Consider the following 25,130-nt stretch of genomic DNA (forward strand, 5'->3'; position numbering starts at 1 on the left):
AATAAAAACACAAAAACAATGCCAAAATATGAGGCTATTGAATAAGTATTCCATAATAATTATTTATTTTTGGCGGTTTTCAATAAAATAGTAGAATAAAACAGGTTTAAAAATAAGCGGATAAAATGTCAAATCCTTATTTTCAGTTTAAGCAGTTTACGGTGTGGCACGATAAGTGTGCTATGAAAGTGGGTACGGATGGGGTACTTTTGGGAGCATGGGCTTCTGTTCAGAATGCACATAAAATTTTGGATGTCGGGACGGGGACAGGATTGGTTGCTTTAATGTTGGCTCAACGCAGTTTGCCGGATGCGGATATTATAGCATTAGAAATAGATGAAGCCGCTGCCGGACAGGCTAGGGAAAACGTAACTCGTTCTCCTTGGAAGGAGCGGGTAGAGGTAGTGCAGACTGATTTCAGGTACTATCAATCTTCCGACAAATTTGACGTGATTGTTTCTAATCCCCCGTATTTTGTTGATTCATTAGAGTGTCCGGATCAACAGAGAAATGCAGCCCGACATAATGATTCTCTGGCCTACGAGGAATTGTTGGAAGGGGTAGCCGGATTATTGGCGGAAGATGGAGCTTTTACGATTGTGATTCCGGCGGATGTAGCTGATAGGGTGAAAATGATAGCTGCAACGAAGAATTTGTATGCAGTCCGGCAGCTAAATGTGATAACTAAGCCCGGTGGTATTCCCAAACGCACCTTGATTACTTTTACTTTTTCTAATCAGGAGTGTGTAATTGAAGAATTATTGACGGAATTAGCCCGTCATCAATATAGCGAGAAATATATAGCTTTGACGCGAGAGTATTATTTGAATATGTAAATATAAAGTAGTAGAGGATGAATTCATCCTCTACTACCCAAGCTGTTTATATCAGGATTCAATTCCCTTACAGCCTCTTTTACTTCTTTTTTAGTTGGATTATGACAAGCTTCTACCTGTTGTACTGGTACACTCTCATTCACCATTCTTTCATATCCTTTTTGTTCTAACCAATGAACTTCTTTTTCATTGGTTTCTTTTTGCTTTTTTGTTTTCATATGACTTTTATTTTTTAGTTTCTACTTTACTTTGAAAACAGAAAACAGTGAAAGTTGGTTCATTCTACCAAAATATATTTTCAGTTAATTCATCTCAATAAACGTCATAGCATCTATACTTTAATTTGTAGACTGGTATTTTGCAGAAGGGCTTCTGATTTCTGTCAGGAAAAAAGTTGAGATGCAAACGTATGAAATTCAGGTTATTGGAAAATAATAAATAAAAAACATCCGTTTGGCTATTGTTAATTAAAAAATACTCCCTATCTTTGCACCGCTTTTGAAAAGAACAACCCTTCAAAAAGTAGCGGGGTGTAGCGCAGTCCGGTTAGCGCACCTGCTTTGGGAGCAGGGGGTCGTGGGTTCGAATCCCGCTACCCCGACTACAAAGAAAGAGGGAGTTTAGTTAAAAGTTTTTCGGGGTGTAGCGCAGTCCGGTTAGCGCACCTGCTTTGGGAGCAGGGGGTCGTGGGTTCGAATCCCGCTACCCCGACGAAAAAATCAAATGAAGAAAAATGAATAGTGATAAGCTGATACAGTTTGTATCAGCTTTTTTGTTTGTGTAAAATTGCAATGAGTATTTAGGGATTAACGTATTTAGGAAAAGTGAGAATGAATCTACTTCCTTTGCCTAATTCTGATTTTACATTGATACTTCCTTCGTGCAAAGTCATAATTTGCTTACATAAACTGAGTCCGATACCCGAACCTGTAGTTTTAGTGGTAAAGAAAGGCACGAATATCTTATCCAAAACATCTGGTAGAATACCCTCTCCATTGTCGGATACTGTCAGAATCTTATTGCCGGCAGGGGAAATGGCTATTTCTACTTGAATGTATTTATCTGATTGCTTTCCACATGCCTCGCGGGCATTTTTTAGTAAATTAATGAGGACTTGTTCTATTTGTGCCCGATCTATATAGAGGTTCATTTCTGATGAAGGGATCTCAAAATGAATGTATTCTTCCGGGAATAACTTTTGCAAGTCCATACACAGTTCAGCGATAGAAACTTTGGTGCGGACAGGAGCGGGGATTCGTGTCAGGCGACGGTAGTTTTCTACAAATTCTAATAACCCTTTGCTTCTTCTGTGAATAGTTTGCATGGCTTGCAGGATGATGGAGTATTCTTTTTCTCCAAGCTGTTTGGGTATTCCTCTCTCGCTAAGTGTTTCGGATAGAGAAATAATCGGTGTGATGGAATTCATGATTTCATGAGTCAGTACACGTATCAGTTTTTGCCAGGCTTCCATTTCATTTCGTTCCAGTACGGAATGGATGTTTTTCAAGCTGATTATTTGTTGTTCTTTTTCTTGTGCCGCAAACTTGGTGTACGAAATAGCCATTTCCAGAACAGTGCTATTTTGTTCGATACGGATAATGGGAATATCATTAGCCGCAGAAGCATTCAGTAATACTTCCGGTAATTGTGAGATTTGCCCTAAATGGGTGATGGCTGCCTGATTCATCCATTCTATATGTCCGGCTCTGTCGGCAACAAGTACGGCTGTGTCTACCTTGTTCAATAAGTTTTCGTAATATTGATGCTTGATTTCCTCTGCCAGCAGTTTTCCCCGGAAGTCTTTCAGGCTTTCCGAAAGCTCTTCTGCCCACTCATTCATTATTTTATTTTTGAAAGGTGGGTGGAAGGTTTGCATCATGTCATTATATCGTAGTCCGTCTGTCAGCCGTCGTAACAAATTAATTTGTTTAAACTGCATACGATAGAGGTGTACACCGGTAGTTATCAACAGTAGGATGCAGATAGTGGTGCTGAACCATAACTGTTTTTGAAACAGCAGACAGCTTCCGAACGAAAGCAGCATTATAAATAAGATATGTAAAATCACTCTGATTGCAAATCGTTTCATAAGCCTAGTTTTTCAAGTTTACGATATAGGGCAAAACGGGTTATGCCCAGGTATTCGGCGGCACGAGAAATATTTCCCTCACTAAGTTTCATTGCTTTCTCAATGGTTTGGCGTTCCAGTTGTTCCAAATTTAATGTGGTTTCTTCTTCCTTCCTTTGTTTGGGAGCAGCATGGAAAAGAAAGTTTTCAGGTTTTAATAAAGAGCTGTCTCCTAATATCACAGCGCGTTCTATTGTATGCTGCAATTCACGCACATTTCCGGGCCAGGCATACTTTAATAGTTTATTTTTGGCTTCCCGGGTCAGACCGCGCATATCCTTTTTGTATTTACGTGCATACCGTTGCAGGAAATACTCAGCTAGCAGAATAATATCATTTCCACGTTCACGGAGTGGTGGAATATGTATCTCGATAGTATTGATGCGATAGAGCAAATCCTGCCGGAAGTTTCCTTCATCCACTAATTGGCGAATATCCGCATTTGTGGCGCAAATCAGGCGGACGTCAATAGGGACGGCTTGTGTGCTGCCTAAACGGTTGATTTGTCGCTTTTCGATAGCAGTCAATAACTTCGATTGCATGGGAAGTGAAAGATTGCCGATTTCATCCAAAAACAGAGTTCCGTTGGTAGCAACTTCCATTCGTCCGGCTTTTGACTTTTTTGCATCGGTGAAAGCCCCTTTTTCAAATCCGAATAGTTCGCTTTCGAACAATTGTTCGGGGATACTTCCCAAGTCAATGGTGACAAAAGGTTTGCCGTACCGGGGGGAGCAGCGATATAAGAAGTGGGCAATCACATCTTTTCCTGTTCCGTTTTCCCCTAAAATCAGAATATTGGCATCCGTACAACTTAGTTTATTTATTGTAGTGAAAACTTCCTGCATAGCAGGAGATTCTCCGATGATGACTCCTTCCGAAGTGCTTTGACCGCTAAGTACTTCTACTTGCTCTTTTAAGATGTTCACTTCCCGCTGTGACTGGCGCAGTCGCATTCCGGAAGTGAGTGTGGCCAGTAGTTTTTCTTTTTCCCATGGCTTGGGAATAAAATCTGTTGCGCCGGCCTTGATAGCCCGCACTGCTTTGTTTGTGTCTGCATAGGCGGTCATAAAGATAACAATAGCCTGAGGGTCGATTTGCAGTATTTGTTCCAAACTCTCAAATCCTTCCTGGCCACTAATAGCATCACGACTAAAATTCATATCCAATAAGATAAGATCGGGTTGAAAGGTGGTCATGAAATGTTCGATGCGGTCAGGGGTGGTGGCTACCTTTATTTTCTCCGCATAAGGTTCCAATAAAAGGTTTAGAGCGAAAAGGACATCTTCGTTATCGTCTACTATGAGTATTTTCCCCAATTTGCTTGCTTCTTCCATTTCTTTTGCTGATTAGATTTATTACTTTCCTTTATTACATCGGCAAAGATATAGATAATAATCATGTGTTGTATGTGCGATTTCGCACTAGTTTTGTGCGTATTTGCACGCTGATAACAAAAGAGGATTATATATATCTGTTTGGAATATAGGGCTTTACGTAAATGGCACAGGTTTTGAATAATTAATAATAAATAAAACGAAGAATGAACCTGAAAATAATCTGTATAAGCATTGGAATCCTGTCGGCGGAATTATCGTCTGCTCAAAATCAGACGATGGAGCTGTCACTGGAACAAACCGTGAAAATAGCGCGTTTGGAATCTCCCGACGCGCAAACGGCACGTCATAGTTTTCGTTCTGCTTATTGGAATTATAAATATTATCGTGCCAACTATTTACCGACTTTGAGTTTGACATCCGATCCTAATTTGAACCGTGCCATTAATAAGATAACAATGGGTGACGGTTCGGTTAAGTTTGTCGAACAGAACTTATTGAATACTGACCTGACCTTGAATCTTTCACAAAATGTATCTTGGACAGGCGGTTCATTGTTTCTTGAAACATCCGCCCAACGCATGGACTTGTTCAGCGAACATAAATATTCATGGCAGACTTCACCAATCATGATAGGTTATCGCCAGTCACTTTTCGGCTACAATAATCTGAAGTGGGATAAGTGGATAGAGCCCGTACGTTTTCAGGAGGCAAAGAAAAGTTATGTGGAGACATTGGAGCTTGTTTCTGCCAACGCGATTAATAAATTCTTTGCTTTAGCTACCGCCCAAAGCAATTATGACATAGCGTCGTTTAATTATGCGAATGCAGATACGCTTTATCATTATGCCCAAGGACGCTATAATATAGGTACAATAACAGAAAATGAGATGTTGCAATTGGAACTTAATCGTCTGACGGAAGAAACGAACCGTATGAATGCCCGTATTGAGATGGATAATTGTATGCAGGAGCTTCGTTCGTACCTGGGTATTCAGGAAGACAGGGAGATTCGTGTACGTGTCAGCCCCCGAGTGCCGGATTTCAGCATTAATCTGAATGAGGCGTTGGCATTGGCATATGAGAACAGTCCTGACATACAGACGATGAAACGACGAAAGCTGGAAAGTGAAAGTGCTGTTGCGAGAGCCCGTGCCAATGCCGGTTTGAAGGCGGATATTTATCTCCGTTTCGGACTGACACAGACAGCGGATAAATTGCCGGAAGCATATCGAAACCTTTTAGACCAGCAATATGTAAGTTTAAGCATCTCTCTGCCTATTTTAGATTGGGGACGGGGAAAAGGGCAGGTACGTGTAGCCCGTTCTAACCGTGATCTGGTCTATACGCAAGTGGAACAAAGCAGGACGGATTTTGAACTGAATGTCCGCAAACTGGTGAAACAGTTTAATCTGCAAACGCAACGTGTCCGCATCGCTGCCCGTACAGATGAAACCGCACAACGGAGGAATGAAGTTGCCCGTAAACTTTATATATTGGGAAAATCCACCATTCTTGATTTAAACGCTTCTATTTCAGAAAAAGATAGCGCACGCCGTAATTACGTATCGGCTTTATATAACTATTGGAGCTTGTATTACACACTTCGTAGTATGACACTTTATGATTTTGAGAGAAATAAACTACTGACAGAAGACTATAATCTTCTCGTCGAATAGGATAGAATGACTTTCTTATGATTGATATAAATATAAAAACTATATAACCTCATGGATATAAAATTAGAAAAGAAGCCGTGGTACATTCGTTATAGATATTATCTGATAGGAGGACTTTTGTTTCTCTCCTTTCTGATTTATGTAATCATTCTTTCACTAGGTCCCAGCAAACTGCGTGTTGATGCCGAGAATATTCAGATAGCGGAAGTGAAAGATGCTAACTTTATGGAATATGTAGATGTAGAAGGATTGATTCAACCTATATTGACTATTAAGGTCAATACCCGCGAAACGGGAAGTGTAGAAAAGATAGTGGGGGAAGAAGGCAGTCTGCTTCAGCAAGGTGATACGATTCTTGTTCTTTCCAATCCAGACTTGCTTCGTAACATCGAAGACCAGCGTGACGAATGGGAAAAGCAAATGATTACTTATCAGGAGCAGGAGATTGAAATGGAACAAAAGAGTCTGAATCTGAAACAACAGGCTCTGACGAATAATTATGAGCTTGAACGTTTGAAAAAAAGCATTGCCCTTGACCGTGAAGAGTATCAGATGGGAGTAAAAAGCAAAGCTCAACTACAAGTAGCTGAAGATGAGTATAATTACAAACAGAAGAATGCAGCTTTGCAACAGGAGAGTTTACGACATGACTCTGCTGTAACAATGATTCGTAAAGAGTTGATTCGTAACGACCGGGAAAGGGAACGGAAGAAATATGAACGTGCTCATGAACGCTTGAATAATTTGGTGGTAACAGCTCCGATAAAAGGACAGCTTAGCTTTGTAAAGGTTACTTCCGGGCAACAAGTCTCTTCCGGTGAAAGTATTGCTGAAATAAAGGTGCTTGACCAATATAAGATCCATACTTCGCTCAGTGAATATTATATTGACCGGATTACCACCGGATTGCCTGCTACTATCAATTATCAGGGAAAGAAATATCCATTGAAAATAACGAAAGTTGTGCCCGAAGTGAAAGACCGTATGTTTGATGTCGATCTTGTTTTTACAGGTGATATGCCTGATAATGTAAGAGTAGGCAAGAGTTTTCGTGTACAGATAGAATTGGGACAACCGGAACAGGCGCTTATTATCCCCCGCGGTAATTTCTATCAGGCTACGGGAGGACAATGGATTTATAAAGTGAATTCCACAAAGACAAAAGCTGTTCGCGTTCCTTTATCTATCGGTCGCCAAAATCCGCATCAGTATGAAATTACAGAAGGTTTACAGCCCGGAGATTGGGTAATTACGACGGGATATGATACCTTTGGCGATGCGGAAGAATTAATTTTAAAATAAAGAATCATTAATACTATGGTACGACATTACTTTAAAGTTGCATTCAGGAATTTACTGAAATACAAGACACAAAATATAATCTCTATCATCGGTCTTGCGGTAGGATTGCTATGTTTCTGCATATGTATGTATTGCAGTCGTTTTGTTGAAACGACCAACCATTGTTTCAGTAATTACACCCGCATTGCAGAATTAAACCTTTATGATGACCAGACAGGGACCTATTTTTCCGGTACACAAGTGGCTTTATCCGAAGAACTCCGTGCATGGGCAATGGGAGAGGTGGAAGCAATTTCTTGTATGACATATTTGCGTGAACGTTCTTACCTTATTGAAATTTCAGAGGGAAAATCATTGCCATACGAACTCAGAACGATAGAAATAGATACTTTATACAATAAGGTATTCACCCCACAAATAGTAGCCGGAAATTGGAAGACGGCTAGCCGGACGTCGAATGCAGTTATTTTAAGTGAGTCTACTGCCATAAAGATATTCGGTAAAATAGAAACGGCTATCGGTAAGCATCTGACTTTGGCGAAGCGACTCCATACTTCGCCTGAAAGTACTCCGAAGACAGGAGGTATTGTTTATACGGTACAGGCAGTAATGAAAGATATTCCGCTAAACAATGGTTTTAATTTTATGACGCATATCGATGCAATGGCTTTGAATGATAGTGAAGGGCTTTTCCAAAGTACAAAACGTCACGATATGACAGGAGCCAGAACGTATGTCTTGCTTTCTCCCAATACGAGTATAGCGGAATTGGAACAACAATTCTCAAAGCGTAATTATAGTTATGCCATGTATAATCAGCCTTATTCGGTTGTAGCTAGTTATATTGGCAACATGGCACAGAAGAAAGGTGCTTTTGTGTTGGGATGGACGACAGGAATAGTTGGTGCGTTGATATTGCTCGTCGGACTAATCAATTTCTTTCATTTTCTTATCGGTTCTTTTTTTAATCGTACTAAAGAATACAGTATTATGAAAATGGCAGGGTGTAATTGGAAGCAACAATTCTGCCTGTTGTTTGTACAATCATTGATTGTCGTGGTTATATCTTCCTTTTTAGTAATATGGGGAATAGAGTTGATTGGCAACCGGATGGATTTTTCTCTGCTGGGCATTACGATGACTTTTCCGCCCGATATTCTTTTGAAACATGCTTTACAATATATCATTCTTCTTATATTACTTTGTGCTGCAATTTGTTTCTTCGTATCCATTCGTATTCGCAGGATTTCGATACAAACAGGTGTACATGGAGCAAACAAACGTCGAGGTAAGCAGTGGGGACGTAACCTTATGCTGGGAATTCAGTTCTTTATCTGCTGGATATTTGTATCATTCACTGTCGCCCTGTTTTTACAGTCCGAGAAGACAACCAAAACATTGTTTCATACGCTTAGTCAAAAGGAAAAAGAAGCGATTCTCAGTATTCCACTGGATTATTCGTTTATGAAAAATGAAGAGAAGTTGAGTATGGTGGAACGTTTTCGGCAACATGCAGGGGTGAAAGACATCTTATTATCAGATATTGCTTATACGCAGGGAGTGTCCGGAAACCTGTTGATGACCGAGAAGGGGAACGACAACTCCTGGACTGATATTGATATTATGTGTGTTCCGCTAAATTTCTTTGCTTTTATGAATATTCCGATAGAGGAAGGTAGAACTATCCGGACAAAAAATGACCTTGTTATGGATAAAGTTTGGCAAAGCAAACAAAAGAAGAATGTGATTGGAATGAACTTTTATGACCAAAACAATGATTATACCGTATGTGGGGTTTGTACTCCTTTCCAGACTGATGTCCATAATCATAGTGGCGGCTATGCTTTTATGCTCTATGATCCCTCCAGATATGTTGGGCATTGTTATGTGAAATGCTATCCTGAACAACAAAAGGAAGTTGTAAAGTGGATTGAGAGAATCCGTCGTGAACTGCTTCCGGAGAATATATCGTATAAGGTTCGTACGTTTCAGGACGACTTGTATGAAATGCAGGCTATGGAGTATATTCTGAAAGATATTATCCTGCTTTTCGCAATCGTCAGTATCATCATTACCTTGTTGGGTGTATATTCCAGTATTACCCTCGATACGGAACGCAGGCAGAAAGAAATGGCTATCCGCAAAGTAAATGGAGCCGGAATGTTGCACATTGTCTGGTTGTTTGCCCGTTTGTATATAACTTTGTTGGTGATTACGGCTACTTTATCCTTTCCGTTAGTATACGTAGTGTTACAATTATGGAAGCAAATATATACGGTATTCTTTAACTGTGGATTGTGGTTCTGGGCGGGAATCTTTATAGCTGTTGCTATGATAACGGCACTAACGGTTTGGTTCCGTATCTTGAAAATAGCCAAAGCTAATCCGGTGGAATCCATCAAGAATGAATAAATTCAATAATTATTAAATAATACAATTATGATTAAGACAATTAACTTACAGAAGATTTTCAAAACTGAAGAAGTGGAAACTTGGGCCTTAAATAATGTCAGCATTGAAGTGAAACAGGGTGAGTTTGTTGCTATCATGGGACCTTCCGGTTGTGGAAAGTCAACATTGCTTAATATTCTGGGACTGTTGGATAATCCAACGGGAGGGGAGTATTATCTGAATGGCATGGAAGTTTCGAAGTACACGGAGTCGCAGCGTACAAACCTTCGTAAAGGAGTCATTGGTTTTGTATTTCAGAGTTTCAATCTGATAGATGAACTGAACGTATATGAAAACATTGAATTACCTCTGCTCTATATGGGTATTTCGGCTTCCGAACGTAAGAAAAGAGTAGAGACTGCCATGGAACGAATGGCTATTACTCATCGTAGCAAACATTTCCCTCAACAATTGTCAGGTGGTCAGCAACAGCGTGTCGCTATTGCCCGTGCAGTAGTTGCCAACCCTAAATTGATTCTTGCCGATGAGCCTACCGGTAATCTGGACTCGAAGAATGGTAAAGAAGTAATGGGATTATTGAGTGAGTTGAATAAGGAAGGGACAACGATTGTAATGGTAACACACTCCCAACATGACGCCGGTTGCGCTGATCGTGTCATCAATCTGTTCGACGGACAGGTGGTGACTGAAGTTAGTATGTAAGGCAGACATCTATTGAGGTATGGATATATGTAGCCGTATTTGGAGTTACAGGACTTTTTATTCTGCTATGTATAGGTTGTCGGATATGGAAAGCTGCCCGGCAGAATCCGGCGGAAGTGATTAAAAGCGATATTTAGTGTTAATCCGGCATTGGATAATGAAAAATGAATAAATGATGGAAAACCTCATACTATTGAAACTGATATTTAGAAATTGGTGGCGTAATAAACTCTTTGCGGTTATATCTTTGGTGAGTCTTGTTATTGGAATTTCCTGTACCAATCTTCTGATTTCGTTCGTCATCCATGAATATACGATTGAGGGAGGAAATCCCAATAAAGACCGGATTTTGCGTTTGACTCAACAATTGCCGTTTATGCAAGACAGACAGGGGACGTTTGTTTATGGAGGAGCTGTTCAGGATATTGTTGCCCCGTTCCCGGAGATAGAATCATATCTCCGGTTTAATGAGAAATGGGCAACTCATATAGAAGTCGACGGACAGCAATTTCTGGAACAGGTCGTTGTAGAAGTAGACAGCTCATTTTATGATTTTTTTCCATATCAGATAGTCTCCGGTAATATAAAAGAAGCCTTGGTAAAGCTGGGCTGTATTGCGCTGAATGAAAAGAAAGCCTTGCAACTAACAGGGACACGTGATTGTATAGGTCGGGCAATCCCTCAGAAACAATAAAAACTGAATGAGTCTATAAAATAATACAATGATTTCACCGTTTTTACTTTAAAAGACAATTGAAAAAATTACCTTTGCACTATTCCAACTTTATTTCAAATAAGAGAATGTATATGAATAGAATGAAAGTTTTTTTATCGTTGGCTGTCGTGATTGGCTTTAGTGCGTGCCAATCGAGGAATAAGCAGAATACAGAACAGGAAATAGAAGCTGATAGTTCGGTTATTGCTGCTCCGACTGAAGAGGTGAAAACATTGACAGGAGTGGTAGGAGATGCTTCAATGCATAACTTTATGCTGGTCACCTCAAAAGGAGATACTATTTTTATCAGTACGATGGATCAGGAGCCTAGCGAAGTGGGTAACTTTGAATTGGGTGATACAGTGAAAGTCGATTATATAGAAGAGGAAGAAGAGCCCGGAACCAGTAATATCCCTACTGCTCAAAAGGTAACTGTGATAGGAAAAGGAAATCGTCATAAATAAAGAGGCAAACAGATTATAAAAGAAAAAGCTACTCGCCCATTCTGTATTTTGGCGAGTAGCTTTACTTATTTTATTGCAGTGTGTATCTTCTATAAGATATCCAAAGCCTTGAATGCCTTAACCAACTTTTCTACAGCACGGTCAATCTGTTCTTTTGTATGAGTAGCCATCAATGCCACACGTACCAGTGTATCTTGTGGAGCACATGCCGGCGGAATAACCGGATTAATGAATACCCCTTCGTCGAAAGCCAGTTTCGTAACCATGAAAGTCTTTTCCGTATCACGAACATAAAGAGGAATGATAGGCGATTCGGTAGCACCGATTTCAAATCCGGCCTCACGGAAACGCTTCAATGCATAGTTAGTAGCTTCCCATAATGCTTCAAGTCTTTCCGGTTCGTTCTGGATGATATGGAGAGCTTCCAATGCGGATGCAGTAGCAGCCGGAGTATTGGATGCGCTGAATATATAAGTACGCGCATTGTGACGCAGCCAGTTGATGATTGAAGAATCAGCAGCGATAAAACCACCGATAGAAGCCAGTGATTTGCTGAAAGTACCCATAATCAAGTCAACCTCGTGAGTCAAACCGAAATGGTCACAAACACCGCGTCCTTGTTTTCCGAATACACCCAAACCATGAGCTTCGTCTACCATGATAGTAGCATTGTATTTATGTTTCAAGCGTACGATTTCGGGCAAGTTTGCCAAATCACCTTCCATAGAGAACACACCGTCCACTATGATTAGCTTTACTGAATCCGGGTTGCACTTTTGAAGTTGCTTTTCCAGATCAGCCATGTCGTTGTGCTTATATTTTAATTGCTGGGAAAAGGAGAGACGACGACCGTCTACAATGGATGCGTGGTCGCGGTCATCACAGATGATATAATCATTGCGGTCTGTCAGGGCAGGAATGACACCTGAATTTACTGTAAAACCAGTAGAGAAACAAAGAGCTTCATCTTTACCAACGAAAGCAGCTAATTCTTTTTCCAGTTGAACATGCAGGTCAAGCGTACCATTCAAGAAACGCGACCCTGCGCATCCGGAACCATATTTATGCATGGCTTGAACACCAGCTTCAATAACTCTTTCATCTCCCGTAAGGCCAGTGTATGCATTGGAACCGAACATCAACACTTCGTGTCCGCCCATTTCTACCTCTGTACCCTGTTTCCCTTCTATCTCACGGAAATATGGGTAAACGCCCTGTGCCATAAACTTTTGTGGCAGGTCGTACTTAGCTAACTTATCTTGTAATAATCCCATGAATTATAATTTATAATACTCATACTCAGACCATTCGCTGACGGTCTAATATCCTTTTGTCTTAACAAGTGTTTAAAACAGGGGGCAAAGATAACAAAATTTGCTTTCAAGTGTTCTTTTTAAGAGAAAAAAGTTGCTAGCTTGAGATTAGAAACCTCTAATAGATTAAAATTTAAGATATTTATATTACTTTTGTCGTCTACAATCGACAAGAATAGCATGAACGAAAGTATGAGAAAAATAAAATTCGTCGTCAATCCTATTTCAGGGACACAAAGTAAAGAATTGATTCTTAGCTTGCTGGATGAGAAAATAGACAAGACGAAATACTCTTGGGAAGTAGTATATACAGAAAGAGCCGGTCATGCAGTAGAGATAGCTGCCCAAGCTGCGGAAGAAAAAACGGACGTAGTGGTGGCTATTGGTGGAGACGGGACAATCAATGAAATAGCTCGTTCGCTGGTGCATACTGATACTGCTTTAGGGATTATACCTTGCGGGTCGGGTAATGGGCTGGCGCGACATCTGCATATACCTATGGAACCGAAAAAAGCATTGGAGGTGCTTAATGAGGGATGTACGGATATAATAGATTATGGTAAGATTAACGGAACAGATTTCTTCTGCACTTGCGGAGTGGGATTTGACGCTTTTGTCAGTCTGAAGTTTGCGCATGCCGGCAAACGCGGATTGTTGACTTACCTGGAAAAAACATTGCAGGAAAGCCTTAAATATCAGCCGGAGACTTACGAACTGGAGACTGAAAACGGAGTGTCCAAGTACAAGGCTTTTCTTATTGCCTGCGGAAACGCATCACAATATGGAAATAATGCCTATATTGCCCCGCAAGCCACTCTGACAGATGGTTTGTTGGATGTCACCATATTAGAACCGTTCACCGTTTTGGACGTACCTTCACTTGCCTTTCAGCTATTTAATAAGACAATCGACCAGAATAGCCGTATCAAGACTTTCCGTTGCAAGAAGTTGTGTATTCGCCGGAATACTCCGGGAGTGGTGCATTTCGACGGTGACCCCATGGAGACAGACGCAGATGTAAATATTGAATTAATCCAAAGCGGATTACGTGTAGTAGTGCCGCGTGCGGCAGAAAAAGATGCAGCCAATGTGCTTCAAAGAGCGCAAGAATATATGAATGGCATTAAATTGATGAATGAAGCCATCGTTGACAATATAACAGACAAAAACAAGAAAATATTGCAAAAGCTGACAAAGAAAGTCTGAGAAAATTACGGGTAACTAATCACGAATTACAAATTATTACGTACTTTTGCAAAGTTTTGGTTCAGCCAAAAAGAAAACGCGAGTGATAATCGTTTAAATAAGAAAATATATGTTCAGAACACACACATGTGGAGAACTGAGAATCTCTGATGCAAATAAGCAAGTAACGCTGTCCGGCTGGGTACAGCGTAGCCGTAAAATGGGAGGTATGACCTTCATCGACCTTCGCGACCGTTACGGAATTACTCAATTAGTCTTTAACGAAGAAATCAATGCTGAACTTTGTGAGCGTGCCAATAAATTGGGACGTGAGTTCGTCATTCAAATCACAGGAACTGTGAACGAGCGTTTCAGTAAGAATGCCAACATTCCTACCGGAGACATTGAAATCATTGTTTCCGAATTGAACGTGCTGAACACTGCCATGACTCCGCCGTTCACCATTGAAGACAATACGGATGGCGGTGATGATATCCGTATGAAATACCGCTACCTGGATTTGCGCCGTAACGCTGTTCGCTCTAACTTGGAACTGCGTCACAAAATGACAATCGAAGTGCGCAAATATCTCGATAGCCTTGGTTTTATCGAAGTAGAAACACCGGTTCTGATCGGTTCTACTCCGGAAGGTGCACGCGACTTTGTCGTACCGTCACGTATGAATCCGGGACAGTTCTATGCACTTCCACAATCACCGCAGACTTTAAAGCAATTATTGATGGTTTCCGGTTTCGACCGTTACTTCCAGATTGCTAAATGTTTCCGTGACGAGGACTTGCGTGCCGACCGCCAGCCTGAGTTTACACAGATTGACTGTGAAATGAGTTTCGTAGAACAGGAAGATATTATCACTACTTTCGAAGGGATGGCTAAACATCTGTTCAAGACCCTTCGCGGTGTAGAACTGACCGAACCGTTCCAGCGTATGGCTTGGGCTGATGCCATGAAATATTATGGTAGCGACAAACCGGACTTACGTTTCGATATGAAGTTCGTGGAATTGATGGATATCATGAAAGGACACGGATTCTCTGTATTTGATAATGCTGCTTATATCGGTGGTATCTGCGCAGAAGGTGCTGCAACTTATACCCGTAAGCAACTGGATGCGTTGACTGAGTTCGTGAAGAAACCTCAGATTGGTGCCAAAGGTATGGTTTATGCTCGTGTGGAAGCAGATGGTACAGTAAAATCAAGCGTAGATAAGTTCTACACACAAGAAGTTCTTCAGCAGATGAAGGAAGCATTTGGTGCCAAACCGGGTGACTTGATTCTGATTCTGTCTGGCGATGATGTGATGAAAACACGTAAACAGCTTTGTGAACTTCGTTTGGAAATGGGGGCTCAATTAGGCTTGCGTGATAAGAATAAGTTTGTTTGCCTTTGGGTTATCGACTTCCCGATGTTTGAATGGAGCGAAGAAGAAGGTCGTCTGATGGCTATGCACCATCCATTTACGCATCCGAAGGAAGAAGATATTCCATTGTTGGATACTGATCCGGCAGCAGTGCGCGCTGATGCTTACGATATGGTTGTCAACGGTGTTGAAGTAGGTGGTGGTTCTATCCGTATCCACGATGCACAGTTGCAAGCAAAGATGTTCGAGATTTTAGGATTTACTCCTGAAAAGGCAGAAGCACAGTTCGGCTTCCTGATGAATGCATTTAAGTACGGTGCACCGCCTCATGGTGGGTTGGCATACGGGCTTGACCGTTGGGTGTCTTTGTTTGCCGGTTTGGATTCTATCCGCGACTGTATCGCATTCCCGAAGAATAACTCCGGTCGTGACGTGATGTTGGATGCACCGTCTGCAATTGACCAGACTCAACTTGACGAACTTAACCTGATTGTTGATATCAAAGAAGGCGAGTGAAAGAATCTGTACGCATATTCCGTTTTATAGTAATCGGTACGATGAATGCCATCATTATGGCATTGGTCGTATGGTTGATGATGAAAGAAATATCATTCAACGGTGACTATATGGTGGCTAATATAACAGCGTACCTGATAGCTCAGATTCATAACTTTATCTGGTGCAAATATTGGATATTCCCTGTAGAAAATAAAAAGAACAGTCTTTGGAAACAGATACTACTCTTTTGTTCTGCTTTCGGGTTGGCGTATACAGCACAATTCTTATTCCTTATCTTATTAGTGGAAGGATTGGATGTAAATGAATATCTGGCACAGTTCCTGGGTTTATTTGTCTATGGTGGTGCCAATTTTCTGGCTAATAAGAAACTGACGTTTCAATAAGAAAGAATATATAAAGTTTATAGAAAGGGCACAGAGTGTAAATTTATAGTTTACTCTGTGCCCTTTCTGTTATTTATATCTGCACGCTTTTCAGCTTAATCTAAAAAGCGTTTGGTCAGTCCATCATATTCGTCAATGCGACGGTCGCGTAGGAATGGCCACCAACGGCGTACGTTTTCCGAGCGTTCCATATCAATCTCCACCACTATATTTTCCGGACGGTTGTTTCCCGCTTGCGCCAGGAATTCTCCTTGCGGACCTGCTACGAAACTATTTCCCCAGAATAAAATACCGTTGGTTTGCCCTGATGGGTCAGGTTCGTGTCCTACACGGTTGACCGAGATAACAGGAAGCCCATTTGCGACAGCGTGGGCGCGTTGTGAGATAATCCAGGCATTGAGCTGGCGTGCTTTCTCATCGTCCGTATCGCTGCTTTCCCAACCGATGGCGGTAGGGTAGATTAATAGTTCCGCACCTTTTAGTGCCATTAAGCGAGCAGCTTCCGGATACCATTGATCCCAGCATACCAGTACGCCCAGCTTTCCTAAAGAGGTCTGAATAGGTTCGAAGCCTATATCTCCGGGAGTGAAATAGAACTTCTCGTAATATGCGGGATCATCAGGAATATGCATCTTCCGGTATTTACCGGCAATACTTCCATCACGGTCGAAAACAACGGCAGTGTTATGATAAAGTCCCGGTGCACGTTTCTCAAAAAGAGAGGTCACAAGAACTACTTTATTGGTTGCCGCCAGTTCTGAATAAAATCCGGTGGAAGGGCCGGGGATGGGTTCGGCAAGATCGAACAAGTTCGTGTTTTCAGTCTGGCAGAAATAAAGCGAGTTGTGTAATTCTTGAAGCACAATCAGTTGTGCGCCATGCGCGGCACACGCTTCAATGCTTTTTGCCAGGTTCATCAGGTTTACCCGAATATCAGAAGTGTTGGATTGCTGGATAAGTCCGACTTTTATCTTTCTCATGATGACTATTTTATTTTAATATACCAAATTATTTTAGAACTCCCATCGGATATTGCATGGTAACACAATGCAAAGAACCATGTTGCTTGATTAAGGCACGGCAATCTATTCCGATGATTTGATGCTTTGGAAATGCTTGCTGCAAAACTTTTCCGGCTTTCCGGTCATTCTCCGGCTGATTGTATGTCGGGTAAAGGACAGCCTCATTCAGAATCAGGAAATTGGCGTATGTGGCAGGCAGTCGCTCGCCGTCTTCTTCTATCTTGTCCGCCATGGGTAAAGCCAATAGCCGGTAAGGCTCTCCTGCCGATGTTCGGAATGTTTTCAATTGCTCTTCCATGGCAAACAGCGCTTCGTAATGTTCGTCTGCTTCATCCGTACATTTCACATATGCAATGGTATCGGTAGAGCAGAAGCGTGCTAAAGTGTCAATATGGCTGTCTGTATCATCCCCTGCGAGATAACCATGATCCAACCAAAGCACCTTTTGCAGATGGAAGGTCGATTTCAGATATTCTTCTATCTCTACCTGGTTCAGTCTTTCATTTCGCTTGGGAGAAAGCAGACATTCGGAAGTGGTAAGTAAAGTACCCATTCCGTCACTTTCTATGGAGCCGCCTTCAAGAACAAAGTCCAGACAGTCTATGTAGTGCCCTTTCAAGGCTCCGGCTTCTACGGCTTGTTTTGTGATTTTGTTATCAAGTTCTGCGGCAAATTTCAACCCCCAGCCGTTGAATGTAAAATCAAGCAGTGAAGGATTGCCCATATCTATCATGGTGATAGCCCCATGGTCGCGTGCCCACGTGTCATTGGTAGCGCATTTCAGAAAGCGGACGTTATCCATGTTGACAACAGCACTTATCTGTTTCTTTACTTCTTCAGGTTCGGGAGTGACTATTAATAATAACTCGCGTTCCGCTATCTCTTTGGCTATTTTGACAAAGCATTCTTGTACTTCTGCCAGCATGTACGCCCAGTCTGTACCGGCGTGTGGCCATGTCAACTGTATACCACTCTGCGTATGCCATTCGGCGGGTAAATGAGGTGCTCTCATTTCTACCTGCACGGTCATGTTTTTGCCGAAATTCAACTGCAAATCTTTCTCCGAGCCACTTGGGCTGGGAAGTCCAACCATGATTCCCATTAGACTATTTATCTATTTAGTTATTTATAAAATCAGTTTATTGTCTGCGTCAGTCGTCAGTGTGCCTGTTACGCATCATTACGTATTATTATGCATTCGTTTCTTGCTTTGGCTTCCGGTCAAAGAACGGATTCTTGGAGGATGCGCTTACCGGAATTGCCATTACCATCTTGCAGTCTTTCAGCCAGTTCAGGCGTTGTGCTGCCAGTCCGGCGGAGAACATCACACGTGTGTCTACACGCAAATCGGCTGCCGTAGCACAAGCGGAACCTATGGCGATACCTACGTCTATGCTGTTCAATGCGCAGGGAACTCCTTCGGTACGTTCGGCGCAGGTAGTGAAACCGCAATGACCGCAGTTTAAGCCTTGTGTCTGCTCGCGTGTTCCTATCAATACAACACATTCGGCACTTAAGATGTTGTCGGCATCACGAAGGAAAAATTTCATTCCGTGTTCTTCTACCATAGCTATCATAGTGTCCGATAGTTGTTTAATCTCTTCATCCGTGATTAGTGCCACTTCAATAATATCAATTCCTTTTCCTTTCGGAGCAGTACGCGCAGCCGTCATCATCTGGCGGGCTACTTGTAGTACATGCTCATGACGGGCATCTCTTTCGTTCAGTATCATAACTTTTCTTGAATTAATTAGTGAGACAAAGATAAATCAAAATTGGTAAAACGGAGCGAAATGATGAAAGAAATAGGGATATTGGTGGTAAACTTTGTCGACTTAGTGATAGTAAAGTTAGTGCTGTTGGTAATGGGAAAAGCCTAAACGCTTCTCCCATTATTTTTGACTTTATGTTTGAATTGTGAGAAATCACCATTGCCTGATGGTAAATTTGTCGTTGGGAGACGGTGATTTCATCATTGCCTAATGGCGAAATAGTATGCAACAGTTAATAAAGAAGACGAATATTTACAAGTAAAATCTAATAAATCCCATTTTAATTACTTGGAAATTGATAAAAATATGTCTTTAAAAGTAGGTTGAGTTATACTTTTTCATATCTTTGCAATATTTCTCACGCCGATGCCTCAATTCGTGAGGTTAGGGTGGTGTGGGAAATATATTATTTAAAGAAAGACGTTTACTTGACGTTTTGTCTTTGGCTGTTTGAAACTTCGCAAATTTTAAATCGTAGTCAAAACAAAGCAACAGTAGGTGTCTACGGGATGTGTTTATGTCTCTTGTTATATCCTTGTAGGGGTATAATGAGTTGTTATACATATCGGCGTGGGCTTCTGCGTTGCTCGTTCAACTACGATGGGCAATGCGAAGGCCTCAAACAGCGGGACGAGTAACAGGTACAGATTCCCGCGCTTTTTTCTTTTTATGATATATACTTTTCTAATATATGAACCGTTCGGTTCGGGAATCTATCGGACAAAAAAATGAAGTTGTATGCAATATTATTCATTACAAGGACATATTTTGGATTCTAAAAGAATTATGGAACCTGTTAAAATGTTTTGGATATTTGAAAAGGAAAATATATATCCAAAAGAAATTAGAGCTTTAAGATTGCTTCTTATGTATTATTGGGACAAAATAGCACATTATCCCAATGTTGAGGATTTAAGATTATTGGATACTGAACCTATGAGTTATTATTATACAGTACAACATAGTCTAGATTGTAAAGAAAATGCTTTTTTAAATGATATATATCATATGTGGCGTGTAATAAGGATAAGTGTTCTAAATTCAAAGTTTAGTTCTCATGAAGTTGATGTCGAAGATGCATGTAAAGTTTACGATCTCATGATGTCTCAGTTGAGGAGCGTTATATATAATCAAGAAATAGAAATATTTGATTGGTATTATCGTGATGATTTTTATGAAGAAGCAAATAAAGTCATTGATATTGTAATAAATATGCGATATGATAATAATTCCTGTTTAAGGAAATGGCCATATATAGGTGCGATAGCTTATTATTGGGATCTAGTATTTAAAAGACCAATGGAATTAAAAGAATATAAGGAAAAAGATTCTGAATATAAGGCGTTTAAACAACGATATGAGGGCTGGAGTGATACTCAATTTATAGATTTCCAACTTACGAATGTAAATCAGAATTATTCTAATATAGAAATGAATATGATGCCTCGTGAAATAGAGTTCATCAAAGACGTACTTTACGCTTTAAGAGATATAAAACTCTATGGGTTATGATGTATATGACAAATTTATCTGATTTACTATTTTCAAATAAAGAGCTAACTTCTGGTATGATAGTTGGATCGAGATTGGTAAAAGAGCTTGAAATTTATGGGTTCATTCCATATACAGAAAATGCGAATTCTATACCACTGGATATAAGATTAGGAATAATTACATCGGATCGTTTTGTGTATTCAGCAGTACAGTCATCTTCATTATTAGATGAGCCTCCTAAAAAACAACATGTGGTTTTTCCTATTTATAGGAAATTGTTATGTGATAATATGGAACATGATCTATTATTAGAAAATTTGTATGTTTGTTCTTTGAAGGCTAATTATTATTATAAAGAATTTAGAAATAAAAAACAGGTTCATTTTCAGCATTTAAAAAAGGCATCTCCCCAAATATCTGTAGATGATTCCTTGCAAATTCATTATAAAACATTGCCTAAAGAAATATTGATGTATAAAAAAATATCATATTCAATAGATTGTGTATCTGCAGTAGCTCCTTGTTTTTTAGTTGTATGTCGTTTTATAAATTCAGTGACTGGAGGAATTTCGTATACTATATATCCTCCTGAAGATTTATTTCCCTTATCTAAATAAAAAGAATGGCATATTTTCAACATATAGATGATGAGTTTGACTTTGGAAAATACAAAGGTCTGTCATTAAGTGATGTAATGGATATCAATCCTGAATACATAATATGGTGTATGATGAATATTTCTAATAACCAATATTGCAGTTTTATTATTACAGATGAAGCTATGCAAGAATTGAGATCTGTGTATCCAGAATTTCTAATAACTCTAGATTTTGAGGATATGCGAAAAAAACAGTTGTTTAATGATAGTAATGATTCTGAAGGATGTGATGATTATGATTTTCGTGATGACGAACAGGCTACTTTTGAGTGCTATAATGGATCTTATGCCCAAGATGAGATGGGATATAGTGATGATGATATAGATACTATTTTTGATGGAGAACCTAATGCCTATTGGAATATAGACTAATGATTTTTAAGTATTTGGATGATTATTAATTTAATATTATTATGGATAAAATTTCAATTATAGCTAATAATGCCATTCGCTTTTATGAACAGCGTGATATATATAATTGTATGAACTTGTTGGGAGAACTGTATAATGTAACAGCGCGTATAGGTAGTATAGCATTAATTCAGACAGAAGATAAATTTAAAGTTGGTAAATCTTTTTCTTTATTTGCAGTTATGGCTAATGTTTCAGATAAGGACATATTGAGTACTGCTGCTGAAAATTCTTTTTATTGTTTATATACAGTATGTAGAGACAATGCGGATTTAAGAGCAGTTGCTGCATATTATATTTGGGCCATTCTAAAATATGCTCCTGAAACATTGCAGGATAAAATAGAAGAGACGTACATAGCAAATTATTCAAATCATGTAATGCATAATTTTAGACCAGGATTTGGATTTATTAATCCATATGGCAATAAATCTACAATTGATAGTGCTATGCAATATGTGGCGTTTTTGAAATCATATTATATAACTCTATTCTATAATCCTAGTAATCAGCAATTACTATTTAAGGAAAAAGGAATAGTAATGGATGAAGTTTTATATAGCATAAAATCAGAATATAATATGTCACTTATTGAAAAACAAAGTATAGGAAGTCTTTTCTCTCAACAGCTATTTAATGAAATAGAAGACACTTTGTATAAGGATTATTCATCTCAATATTAATATTAAAATAATGAACATCTTTGATTATTTATTTGGGAAAGAAGGAAGTAAGGACAAAAGTGATAAAGTTCAATTTCAAAGTGATCAGTTTGAAAAGTCGCTAGAATATTCAGCTCCTGTAGAACAGTGTGTTGTAGAAAGTGTTTCTGATCTAAAGAAGAAAGGAGGCTTAATAGAGACAAAAACATTAGAAGCGGAAGCTATTTATTTAGCTGCATTTCTGTATATGAAAAATGATCATGATATTGATTTTGATGTTGACTATTTTTCTGTAGGCTTATTGGATGGTATACCTAGCAAAAACTATCAAGTAGCAGATAAAGTTTTTTATATATGAATCGACATTATCCATCCATTTATGGAATAAGTGAGAAAGAGTATGGGATGCAAGGTTATAAAATGAATATCCAATTGGCTTCTAATTACAGCTCCTATATTAAAAATTATTTTGTTCATGCTCATAAAATCAGTTTGGCAAAAGATTATATTTTGTTTTCCTCACCGAAAAACTGTTTGTGGAAAGATGGAGTGAAATCTATTGATAGTTCAACTCAGAGAGACATTTATTATAAAATGGATGATACGAAATTTGAATTAATGATTCCTCCTTTTAATCCTTTGGTACAAGGTATTATCATTTCTAAAACAGATACTTCAATTAAGTGTCAGTCTAATGATGGTAAGCGTATTTTTATTTTTAAATACAAAGAAAAAATTGTTTCTGAAAACCTTCTTGAAATAGATATGTATCGTAATGAAAAAGGAGATATGGTTTCATATCATAAAAAATAATAGAAGAATTTAGAGCTAATAATTAGAATAAAGATTACCGAATTATTGGAATATATTGATGTGTACAAACCATCCGAAATACTTGGTATGTTCCAAAGTAATTTGACTAGCAAAATACACAAGTGCAAAGGTCATATTTTTGAAAGATCGCTATAGTTGTTATTATTGGATTTTTTGTAGAATATGTATTTGATAGAATTCTTTTATTTGCTAACACGGCTTAAATTACATTCTCTAAAAAATAATTGATTTGTCTGTTTACTTTAAGTCCGATACGAAAAAACTTTCATATCGAACTTTGTGTTATTGGGTGGAAAAGTCTATCTTTGTATCTGTCAACTCCTAAATAATATGAGTATATGAGTAACAAAATTTATCCTATTGGCATACAGAACTTTGAAAAAATACGCAAAGGTGGTTATTGCTATATAGATAAAACTGCCTTGATTTATCAGATGGTGAAAACGGGCAGTTACTATTTTCTAAGTCGTCCACGTCGCTTTGGGAAAAGTCTGTTACTATCTACTTTGGAAGCCTATTTTCAAGGGAAAAAAGAACTTTTCGAAGGATTGGCGATGGAGAAGCTGGAAAAGGAGTGGATTAAATATCCCATTTTGCATTTAGATCTGAATGCGGAGAAATATACGACTCCCGAAGCGATCGACCAAGTTTTAGAAAGTGCTTTACGTGGTTGGGAAGCTCTCTATGGCGCACAGGATTACGAGAAAACATTCGCTTCTCGCTTTCAAGGTGTGATTCAGCGTGCTTGTGAGCAGACGGGACAGAGTGTCGTTATTTTGGTGGATGAGTATGATAAGCCTATGTTGCAGGCAATCGGCAATGATGAACTTCAGAAGAGTTTTCGTGATACATTGAAGGCCTTTTATGGAGCTTTAAAAAGCAAGGATGGCTACATTAAATTTGGTATGCTTACGGGAGTGACAAAATTCGGAAAGGTGAGCGTGTTTAGTGACCTGAACAACCTGGAGGATATATCCATGCGTCAGCAATACATTGAAATCTGTGGAATCAGTGATCATGAGTTGCATGAGAACTTTGAAACAGAATTGCATGAATTTGCTGATGCGCAGAATTTGGCGTATGATAAAATTTGTACTGAAATGCGTGAAAGATATGATGGTTATCATTTTACTCATGATTCTGTAGGTATGTATAATCCGTTTAGCTTACTTAATACACTTAAATACAATACGTTTGGTAACTACTGGTTTGAAACGGGGACACCTACTTATTTGGTCGAATTACTAAAAAAACATCATTACGATCTTCACCGGATGGCTCATGAAGAAACCAGTGCTGATGTACTGAATAGTATTGATTCAACTTCCGACAATCCTATCCCTGTGATTTATCAGAGCGGTTATCTTACTATAAAAGGCTACGATCGTGAATTTGAAACTTATCGTTTGGGATTTCCCAATCGTGAAGTAGAGGAAGGGTTTATAAAATATCTGATGCCTTTCTATACGAATGCCGATGCTGTTGAATCCTCCTTTGAAATTCAGAAGTTTGTCCGTGAAGTCCGTTCTGGAGATTATGATTCTTTTTTCCGTCGTCTTCAGAGTTTTTTTGCAGATACTCCTTATGAGATGGTTCGCGATTTGGAATTGCATTATCAGAATGTTCTCTTTATCGTGTTCAAATTAGTCGGTTTTTATGTAAAAGTAGAATATCACACAAGTCGGGGACGTATCGATCTTGTTTTGCAGACTGATAAATTTATCTATGTCATGGAATTCAAACTGGAGGGTATGGCTGAAGAGGCTTTGCGACAGATTAATGAGAAACATTATGCGAAACCTTTTGAGAGTGACGAGCGCCGACTGTTCAAAATAGGGGTGAATTTCAGCGCTGAGACAAGAAACATTGAAAAGTGGGTGGCAGAGTAAGGTTTGAATCATAGGCAATTTCAATAGACATAATTTAG

24 protein-coding genes and 2 tRNA genes are annotated in these 25,130 nt (G+C 39.4%); 19 read left to right on the forward strand and 7 right to left on the reverse strand.

The genetic code is table 11. From position 1 onward, the window contains the following. Positions 1–125: 125 nt before the first annotated feature. Positions 126–836 carry a tRNA1(Val) (adenine(37)-N6)-methyltransferase gene (locus CLIN57ABFB40_RS06245; protein ID WP_175629355.1) on the forward strand — a complete coding sequence of 237 codons (711 nt, stop codon included), beginning with the start codon at positions 126–128 and terminating at the stop codon, positions 834–836. Positions 837–859: 23 nt separating this feature from the next. Here CLIN57ABFB40_RS06245 and CLIN57ABFB40_RS06250 read toward each other — a convergent pair whose 3' ends face one another. Further along, the gene (locus tag CLIN57ABFB40_RS06250; RefSeq protein ID WP_175629356.1) at positions 860–1,054 is read right to left on the reverse strand and encodes a hypothetical protein; all 195 of its coding nucleotides are present in this window, start codon (positions 1,052–1,054) and stop codon (positions 860–862) included. A 308-nt stretch (positions 1,055–1,362) separates the two neighbouring features. Between CLIN57ABFB40_RS06250 and CLIN57ABFB40_RS06255 the strand changes: the two genes are divergently transcribed. Next, a tRNA-Pro gene (locus CLIN57ABFB40_RS06255) sits at positions 1,363–1,437 on the forward strand. Positions 1,438–1,472: 35 nt separating this feature from the next. Continuing rightward, positions 1,473–1,547 (forward strand) — tRNA-Pro (locus CLIN57ABFB40_RS06260). Positions 1,548–1,635: 88 nt separating this feature from the next. On the opposite strand, the gene CLIN57ABFB40_RS06265 is transcribed toward CLIN57ABFB40_RS06260, so the two are convergent. Next, on the reverse strand, positions 1,636–2,925 hold the full coding sequence (locus tag CLIN57ABFB40_RS06265; protein WP_175629357.1) for a sensor histidine kinase: 1,290 nt from the start codon (positions 2,923–2,925) through the stop codon (positions 1,636–1,638). Beyond that, positions 2,922–4,298 (reverse strand): sigma-54-dependent transcriptional regulator, encoded by a 1,377-nt coding sequence (locus tag CLIN57ABFB40_RS06270; RefSeq protein WP_175629358.1) that lies wholly within the window; start codon positions 4,296–4,298, stop codon positions 2,922–2,924. Before CLIN57ABFB40_RS06270 ends, CLIN57ABFB40_RS06265 begins: the two co-directional genes overlap by 4 nt. A 206-nt stretch (positions 4,299–4,504) precedes the next feature. On the opposite strand from CLIN57ABFB40_RS06270, the gene CLIN57ABFB40_RS06275 reads away from it, so the two are divergent. The 6 genes from CLIN57ABFB40_RS06275 to CLIN57ABFB40_RS06300 all read left to right on the forward strand — a co-directional run bounded on the left by CLIN57ABFB40_RS06275 (position 4,505) and on the right by CLIN57ABFB40_RS06300 (position 11,572). Beyond that, positions 4,505–5,977 carry a TolC family protein gene (locus tag CLIN57ABFB40_RS06275; RefSeq protein WP_175629359.1) on the forward strand — a complete coding sequence of 491 codons (1,473 nt, stop codon included), beginning with the start codon at positions 4,505–4,507 and terminating at the stop codon, positions 5,975–5,977. A gap of 51 nt (positions 5,978–6,028) precedes the next feature. Then, complete coding sequence (locus tag CLIN57ABFB40_RS06280) at positions 6,029–7,279, forward strand: efflux RND transporter periplasmic adaptor subunit (RefSeq protein ID WP_175629360.1); 1,251 nt, start codon at positions 6,029–6,031, stop codon at positions 7,277–7,279. A 15-nt stretch (positions 7,280–7,294) separates the two neighbouring features. After that, positions 7,295–9,691, forward strand: coding sequence for an ABC transporter permease (locus tag CLIN57ABFB40_RS06285; RefSeq protein ID WP_175629361.1), 2,397 nt, complete (start codon positions 7,295–7,297; stop codon positions 9,689–9,691). Positions 9,692–9,718: 27 nt separating this feature from the next. Then, on the forward strand, positions 9,719–10,393 hold the full coding sequence (locus tag CLIN57ABFB40_RS06290; protein WP_175629362.1) for an ABC transporter ATP-binding protein: 675 nt from the start codon (positions 9,719–9,721) through the stop codon (positions 10,391–10,393). A 172-nt stretch (positions 10,394–10,565) separates the two neighbouring features. Then, a complete protein-coding gene (locus CLIN57ABFB40_RS06295; protein ID WP_254871710.1) occupies positions 10,566–11,087 on the forward strand; it encodes an ABC transporter permease in 522 nt (173 codons plus the stop codon). A gap of 113 nt (positions 11,088–11,200) precedes the next feature. Further along, a complete protein-coding gene (locus tag CLIN57ABFB40_RS06300) occupies positions 11,201–11,572 on the forward strand; it encodes a hypothetical protein (RefSeq protein WP_175629363.1) in 372 nt (123 codons plus the stop codon). An 89-nt stretch (positions 11,573–11,661) separates the two neighbouring features. Here the strand turns inward: CLIN57ABFB40_RS06300 and spt are convergent, their stop codons facing one another. Next, on the reverse strand, positions 11,662–12,846 hold the full coding sequence (gene spt / locus CLIN57ABFB40_RS06305) for a serine palmitoyltransferase (RefSeq protein WP_024987033.1): 1,185 nt from the start codon (positions 12,844–12,846) through the stop codon (positions 11,662–11,664). Positions 12,847–13,065: 219 nt separating this feature from the next. Between spt and CLIN57ABFB40_RS06310 the strand changes: the two genes are divergently transcribed. From CLIN57ABFB40_RS06310 to CLIN57ABFB40_RS06320, 3 genes are all read left to right on the forward strand, one after another. After that, positions 13,066–14,091: a diacylglycerol/lipid kinase family protein gene (locus CLIN57ABFB40_RS06310; protein ID WP_175629364.1), complete on the forward strand. Its 1,026-nt coding sequence runs from the start codon at positions 13,066–13,068 to the stop codon at positions 14,089–14,091. A 109-nt stretch (positions 14,092–14,200) separates the two neighbouring features. Then, positions 14,201–15,964: an aspartate--tRNA ligase gene (gene aspS / locus CLIN57ABFB40_RS06315; protein WP_175629365.1), complete on the forward strand. Its 1,764-nt coding sequence runs from the start codon at positions 14,201–14,203 to the stop codon at positions 15,962–15,964. Then, positions 15,961–16,350: a GtrA family protein gene (locus CLIN57ABFB40_RS06320; RefSeq protein ID WP_175629366.1), complete on the forward strand. Its 390-nt coding sequence runs from the start codon at positions 15,961–15,963 to the stop codon at positions 16,348–16,350. Before aspS ends, CLIN57ABFB40_RS06320 begins: the two co-directional genes overlap by 4 nt. 95 nt (positions 16,351–16,445) lie before the next feature. On the opposite strand, the gene CLIN57ABFB40_RS06325 is transcribed toward CLIN57ABFB40_RS06320, so the two are convergent. The 3 genes from CLIN57ABFB40_RS06325 to CLIN57ABFB40_RS06335 all read right to left on the reverse strand — a co-directional run bounded on the left by CLIN57ABFB40_RS06325 (position 16,446) and on the right by CLIN57ABFB40_RS06335 (position 19,105). Then, a complete protein-coding gene (locus tag CLIN57ABFB40_RS06325) occupies positions 16,446–17,330 on the reverse strand; it encodes a carbon-nitrogen hydrolase (RefSeq protein ID WP_175629367.1) in 885 nt (294 codons plus the stop codon). A 28-nt stretch (positions 17,331–17,358) separates the two neighbouring features. Continuing rightward, complete coding sequence (locus CLIN57ABFB40_RS06330; protein WP_175629368.1) at positions 17,359–18,474, reverse strand: agmatine deiminase family protein; 1,116 nt, start codon at positions 18,472–18,474, stop codon at positions 17,359–17,361. An 88-nt stretch (positions 18,475–18,562) separates the two neighbouring features. Continuing rightward, entirely contained in the window at positions 18,563–19,105 is a 543-nt protein-coding gene (locus CLIN57ABFB40_RS06335; protein ID WP_175629369.1) for a ferredoxin domain-containing protein, read from the reverse strand. 825 nt (positions 19,106–19,930) lie between these two features. Here CLIN57ABFB40_RS06335 and CLIN57ABFB40_RS06340 point away from each other — a divergent pair. The 7 genes from CLIN57ABFB40_RS06340 (at position 19,931) to CLIN57ABFB40_RS06370 (ending at position 25,092) form a co-directional block, all read left to right on the forward strand. Further along, positions 19,931–20,656 carry a hypothetical protein gene (locus CLIN57ABFB40_RS06340; protein ID WP_175629370.1) on the forward strand — a complete coding sequence of 242 codons (726 nt, stop codon included), beginning with the start codon at positions 19,931–19,933 and terminating at the stop codon, positions 20,654–20,656. After that, entirely contained in the window at positions 20,653–21,255 is a 603-nt protein-coding gene (locus CLIN57ABFB40_RS06345) for a hypothetical protein (RefSeq protein WP_175629371.1), read from the forward strand. The genes CLIN57ABFB40_RS06340 and CLIN57ABFB40_RS06345 overlap by 4 nt, the downstream gene beginning before the upstream one ends. A 5-nt stretch (positions 21,256–21,260) precedes the next feature. Beyond that, entirely contained in the window at positions 21,261–21,668 is a 408-nt protein-coding gene (locus CLIN57ABFB40_RS06350; protein ID WP_175629372.1) for a hypothetical protein, read from the forward strand. Positions 21,669–21,709: 41 nt separating this feature from the next. Continuing rightward, positions 21,710–22,390: a hypothetical protein gene (locus tag CLIN57ABFB40_RS06355; RefSeq protein ID WP_175629373.1), complete on the forward strand. Its 681-nt coding sequence runs from the start codon at positions 21,710–21,712 to the stop codon at positions 22,388–22,390. Between the two features lie 10 nt (positions 22,391–22,400). Then, on the forward strand, positions 22,401–22,727 hold the full coding sequence (locus tag CLIN57ABFB40_RS06360) for a hypothetical protein (RefSeq protein WP_175629374.1): 327 nt from the start codon (positions 22,401–22,403) through the stop codon (positions 22,725–22,727). Continuing rightward, a complete protein-coding gene (locus tag CLIN57ABFB40_RS06365; RefSeq protein ID WP_175629375.1) occupies positions 22,724–23,182 on the forward strand; it encodes a hypothetical protein in 459 nt (152 codons plus the stop codon). Before CLIN57ABFB40_RS06360 ends, CLIN57ABFB40_RS06365 begins: the two co-directional genes overlap by 4 nt. Before the next feature lie 359 nt (positions 23,183–23,541). Beyond that, entirely contained in the window at positions 23,542–25,092 is a 1,551-nt protein-coding gene (locus CLIN57ABFB40_RS06370; protein WP_175629376.1) for an ATP-binding protein, read from the forward strand. Positions 25,093–25,130: the final 38 nt, after the last annotated feature.

Source organism: Bacteroides acidifaciens (assembly GCF_903181435.1).
Taxonomy (GTDB): domain Bacteria; phylum Bacteroidota; class Bacteroidia; order Bacteroidales; family Bacteroidaceae; genus Bacteroides.

Coding starts and splice junctions, on each gene's coding strand:
- CLIN57ABFB40_RS06295 (WP_254871710.1), top strand. CDS start 10,566: ATGATGGAAAACCTCATACTATTGAAACTGATATTTAGAAATTGGTGG.
- CLIN57ABFB40_RS06290 (WP_175629362.1), top strand. CDS start 9,719: ATGATTAAGACAATTAACTTACAGAAGATTTTCAAAACTGAAGAAGTG.
- CLIN57ABFB40_RS06245 (WP_175629355.1), top strand. CDS start 126: ATGTCAAATCCTTATTTTCAGTTTAAGCAGTTTACGGTGTGGCACGAT.
- CLIN57ABFB40_RS06360 (WP_175629374.1), top strand. CDS start 22,401: ATGAACATCTTTGATTATTTATTTGGGAAAGAAGGAAGTAAGGACAAA.
- CLIN57ABFB40_RS06335 (WP_175629369.1), bottom strand. CDS start 19,105: ATGATACTGAACGAAAGAGATGCCCGTCATGAGCATGTACTACAAGTA.
- CLIN57ABFB40_RS06330 (WP_175629368.1), bottom strand. CDS start 18,474: ATGGGAATCATGGTTGGACTTCCCAGCCCAAGTGGCTCGGAGAAAGAT.
- CLIN57ABFB40_RS06310 (WP_175629364.1), top strand. CDS start 13,066: ATGAACGAAAGTATGAGAAAAATAAAATTCGTCGTCAATCCTATTTCA.
- CLIN57ABFB40_RS06265 (WP_175629357.1), bottom strand. CDS start 2,925: ATGAAACGATTTGCAATCAGAGTGATTTTACATATCTTATTTATAATG.
- CLIN57ABFB40_RS06355 (WP_175629373.1), top strand. CDS start 21,710: ATGGATAAAATTTCAATTATAGCTAATAATGCCATTCGCTTTTATGAA.
- CLIN57ABFB40_RS06275 (WP_175629359.1), top strand. CDS start 4,505: ATGAACCTGAAAATAATCTGTATAAGCATTGGAATCCTGTCGGCGGAA.
- spt (WP_024987033.1), bottom strand. CDS start 12,846: ATGGGATTATTACAAGATAAGTTAGCTAAGTACGACCTGCCACAAAAG.
- CLIN57ABFB40_RS06350 (WP_175629372.1), top strand. CDS start 21,261: ATGGCATATTTTCAACATATAGATGATGAGTTTGACTTTGGAAAATAC.
- CLIN57ABFB40_RS06345 (WP_175629371.1), top strand. CDS start 20,653: ATGATGTATATGACAAATTTATCTGATTTACTATTTTCAAATAAAGAG.
- CLIN57ABFB40_RS06325 (WP_175629367.1), bottom strand. CDS start 17,330: ATGAGAAAGATAAAAGTCGGACTTATCCAGCAATCCAACACTTCTGAT.
- CLIN57ABFB40_RS06300 (WP_175629363.1), top strand. CDS start 11,201: ATGAATAGAATGAAAGTTTTTTTATCGTTGGCTGTCGTGATTGGCTTT.
- CLIN57ABFB40_RS06370 (WP_175629376.1), top strand. CDS start 23,542: ATGAGTAACAAAATTTATCCTATTGGCATACAGAACTTTGAAAAAATA.
- CLIN57ABFB40_RS06285 (WP_175629361.1), top strand. CDS start 7,295: ATGGTACGACATTACTTTAAAGTTGCATTCAGGAATTTACTGAAATAC.
- CLIN57ABFB40_RS06365 (WP_175629375.1), top strand. CDS start 22,724: ATGAATCGACATTATCCATCCATTTATGGAATAAGTGAGAAAGAGTAT.
- CLIN57ABFB40_RS06280 (WP_175629360.1), top strand. CDS start 6,029: ATGGATATAAAATTAGAAAAGAAGCCGTGGTACATTCGTTATAGATAT.
- CLIN57ABFB40_RS06250 (WP_175629356.1), bottom strand. CDS start 1,054: ATGAAAACAAAAAAGCAAAAAGAAACCAATGAAAAAGAAGTTCATTGG.
- CLIN57ABFB40_RS06270 (WP_175629358.1), bottom strand. CDS start 4,298: ATGGAAGAAGCAAGCAAATTGGGGAAAATACTCATAGTAGACGATAAC.
- CLIN57ABFB40_RS06340 (WP_175629370.1), top strand. CDS start 19,931: ATGGAACCTGTTAAAATGTTTTGGATATTTGAAAAGGAAAATATATAT.
- aspS (WP_175629365.1), top strand. CDS start 14,201: ATGTTCAGAACACACACATGTGGAGAACTGAGAATCTCTGATGCAAAT.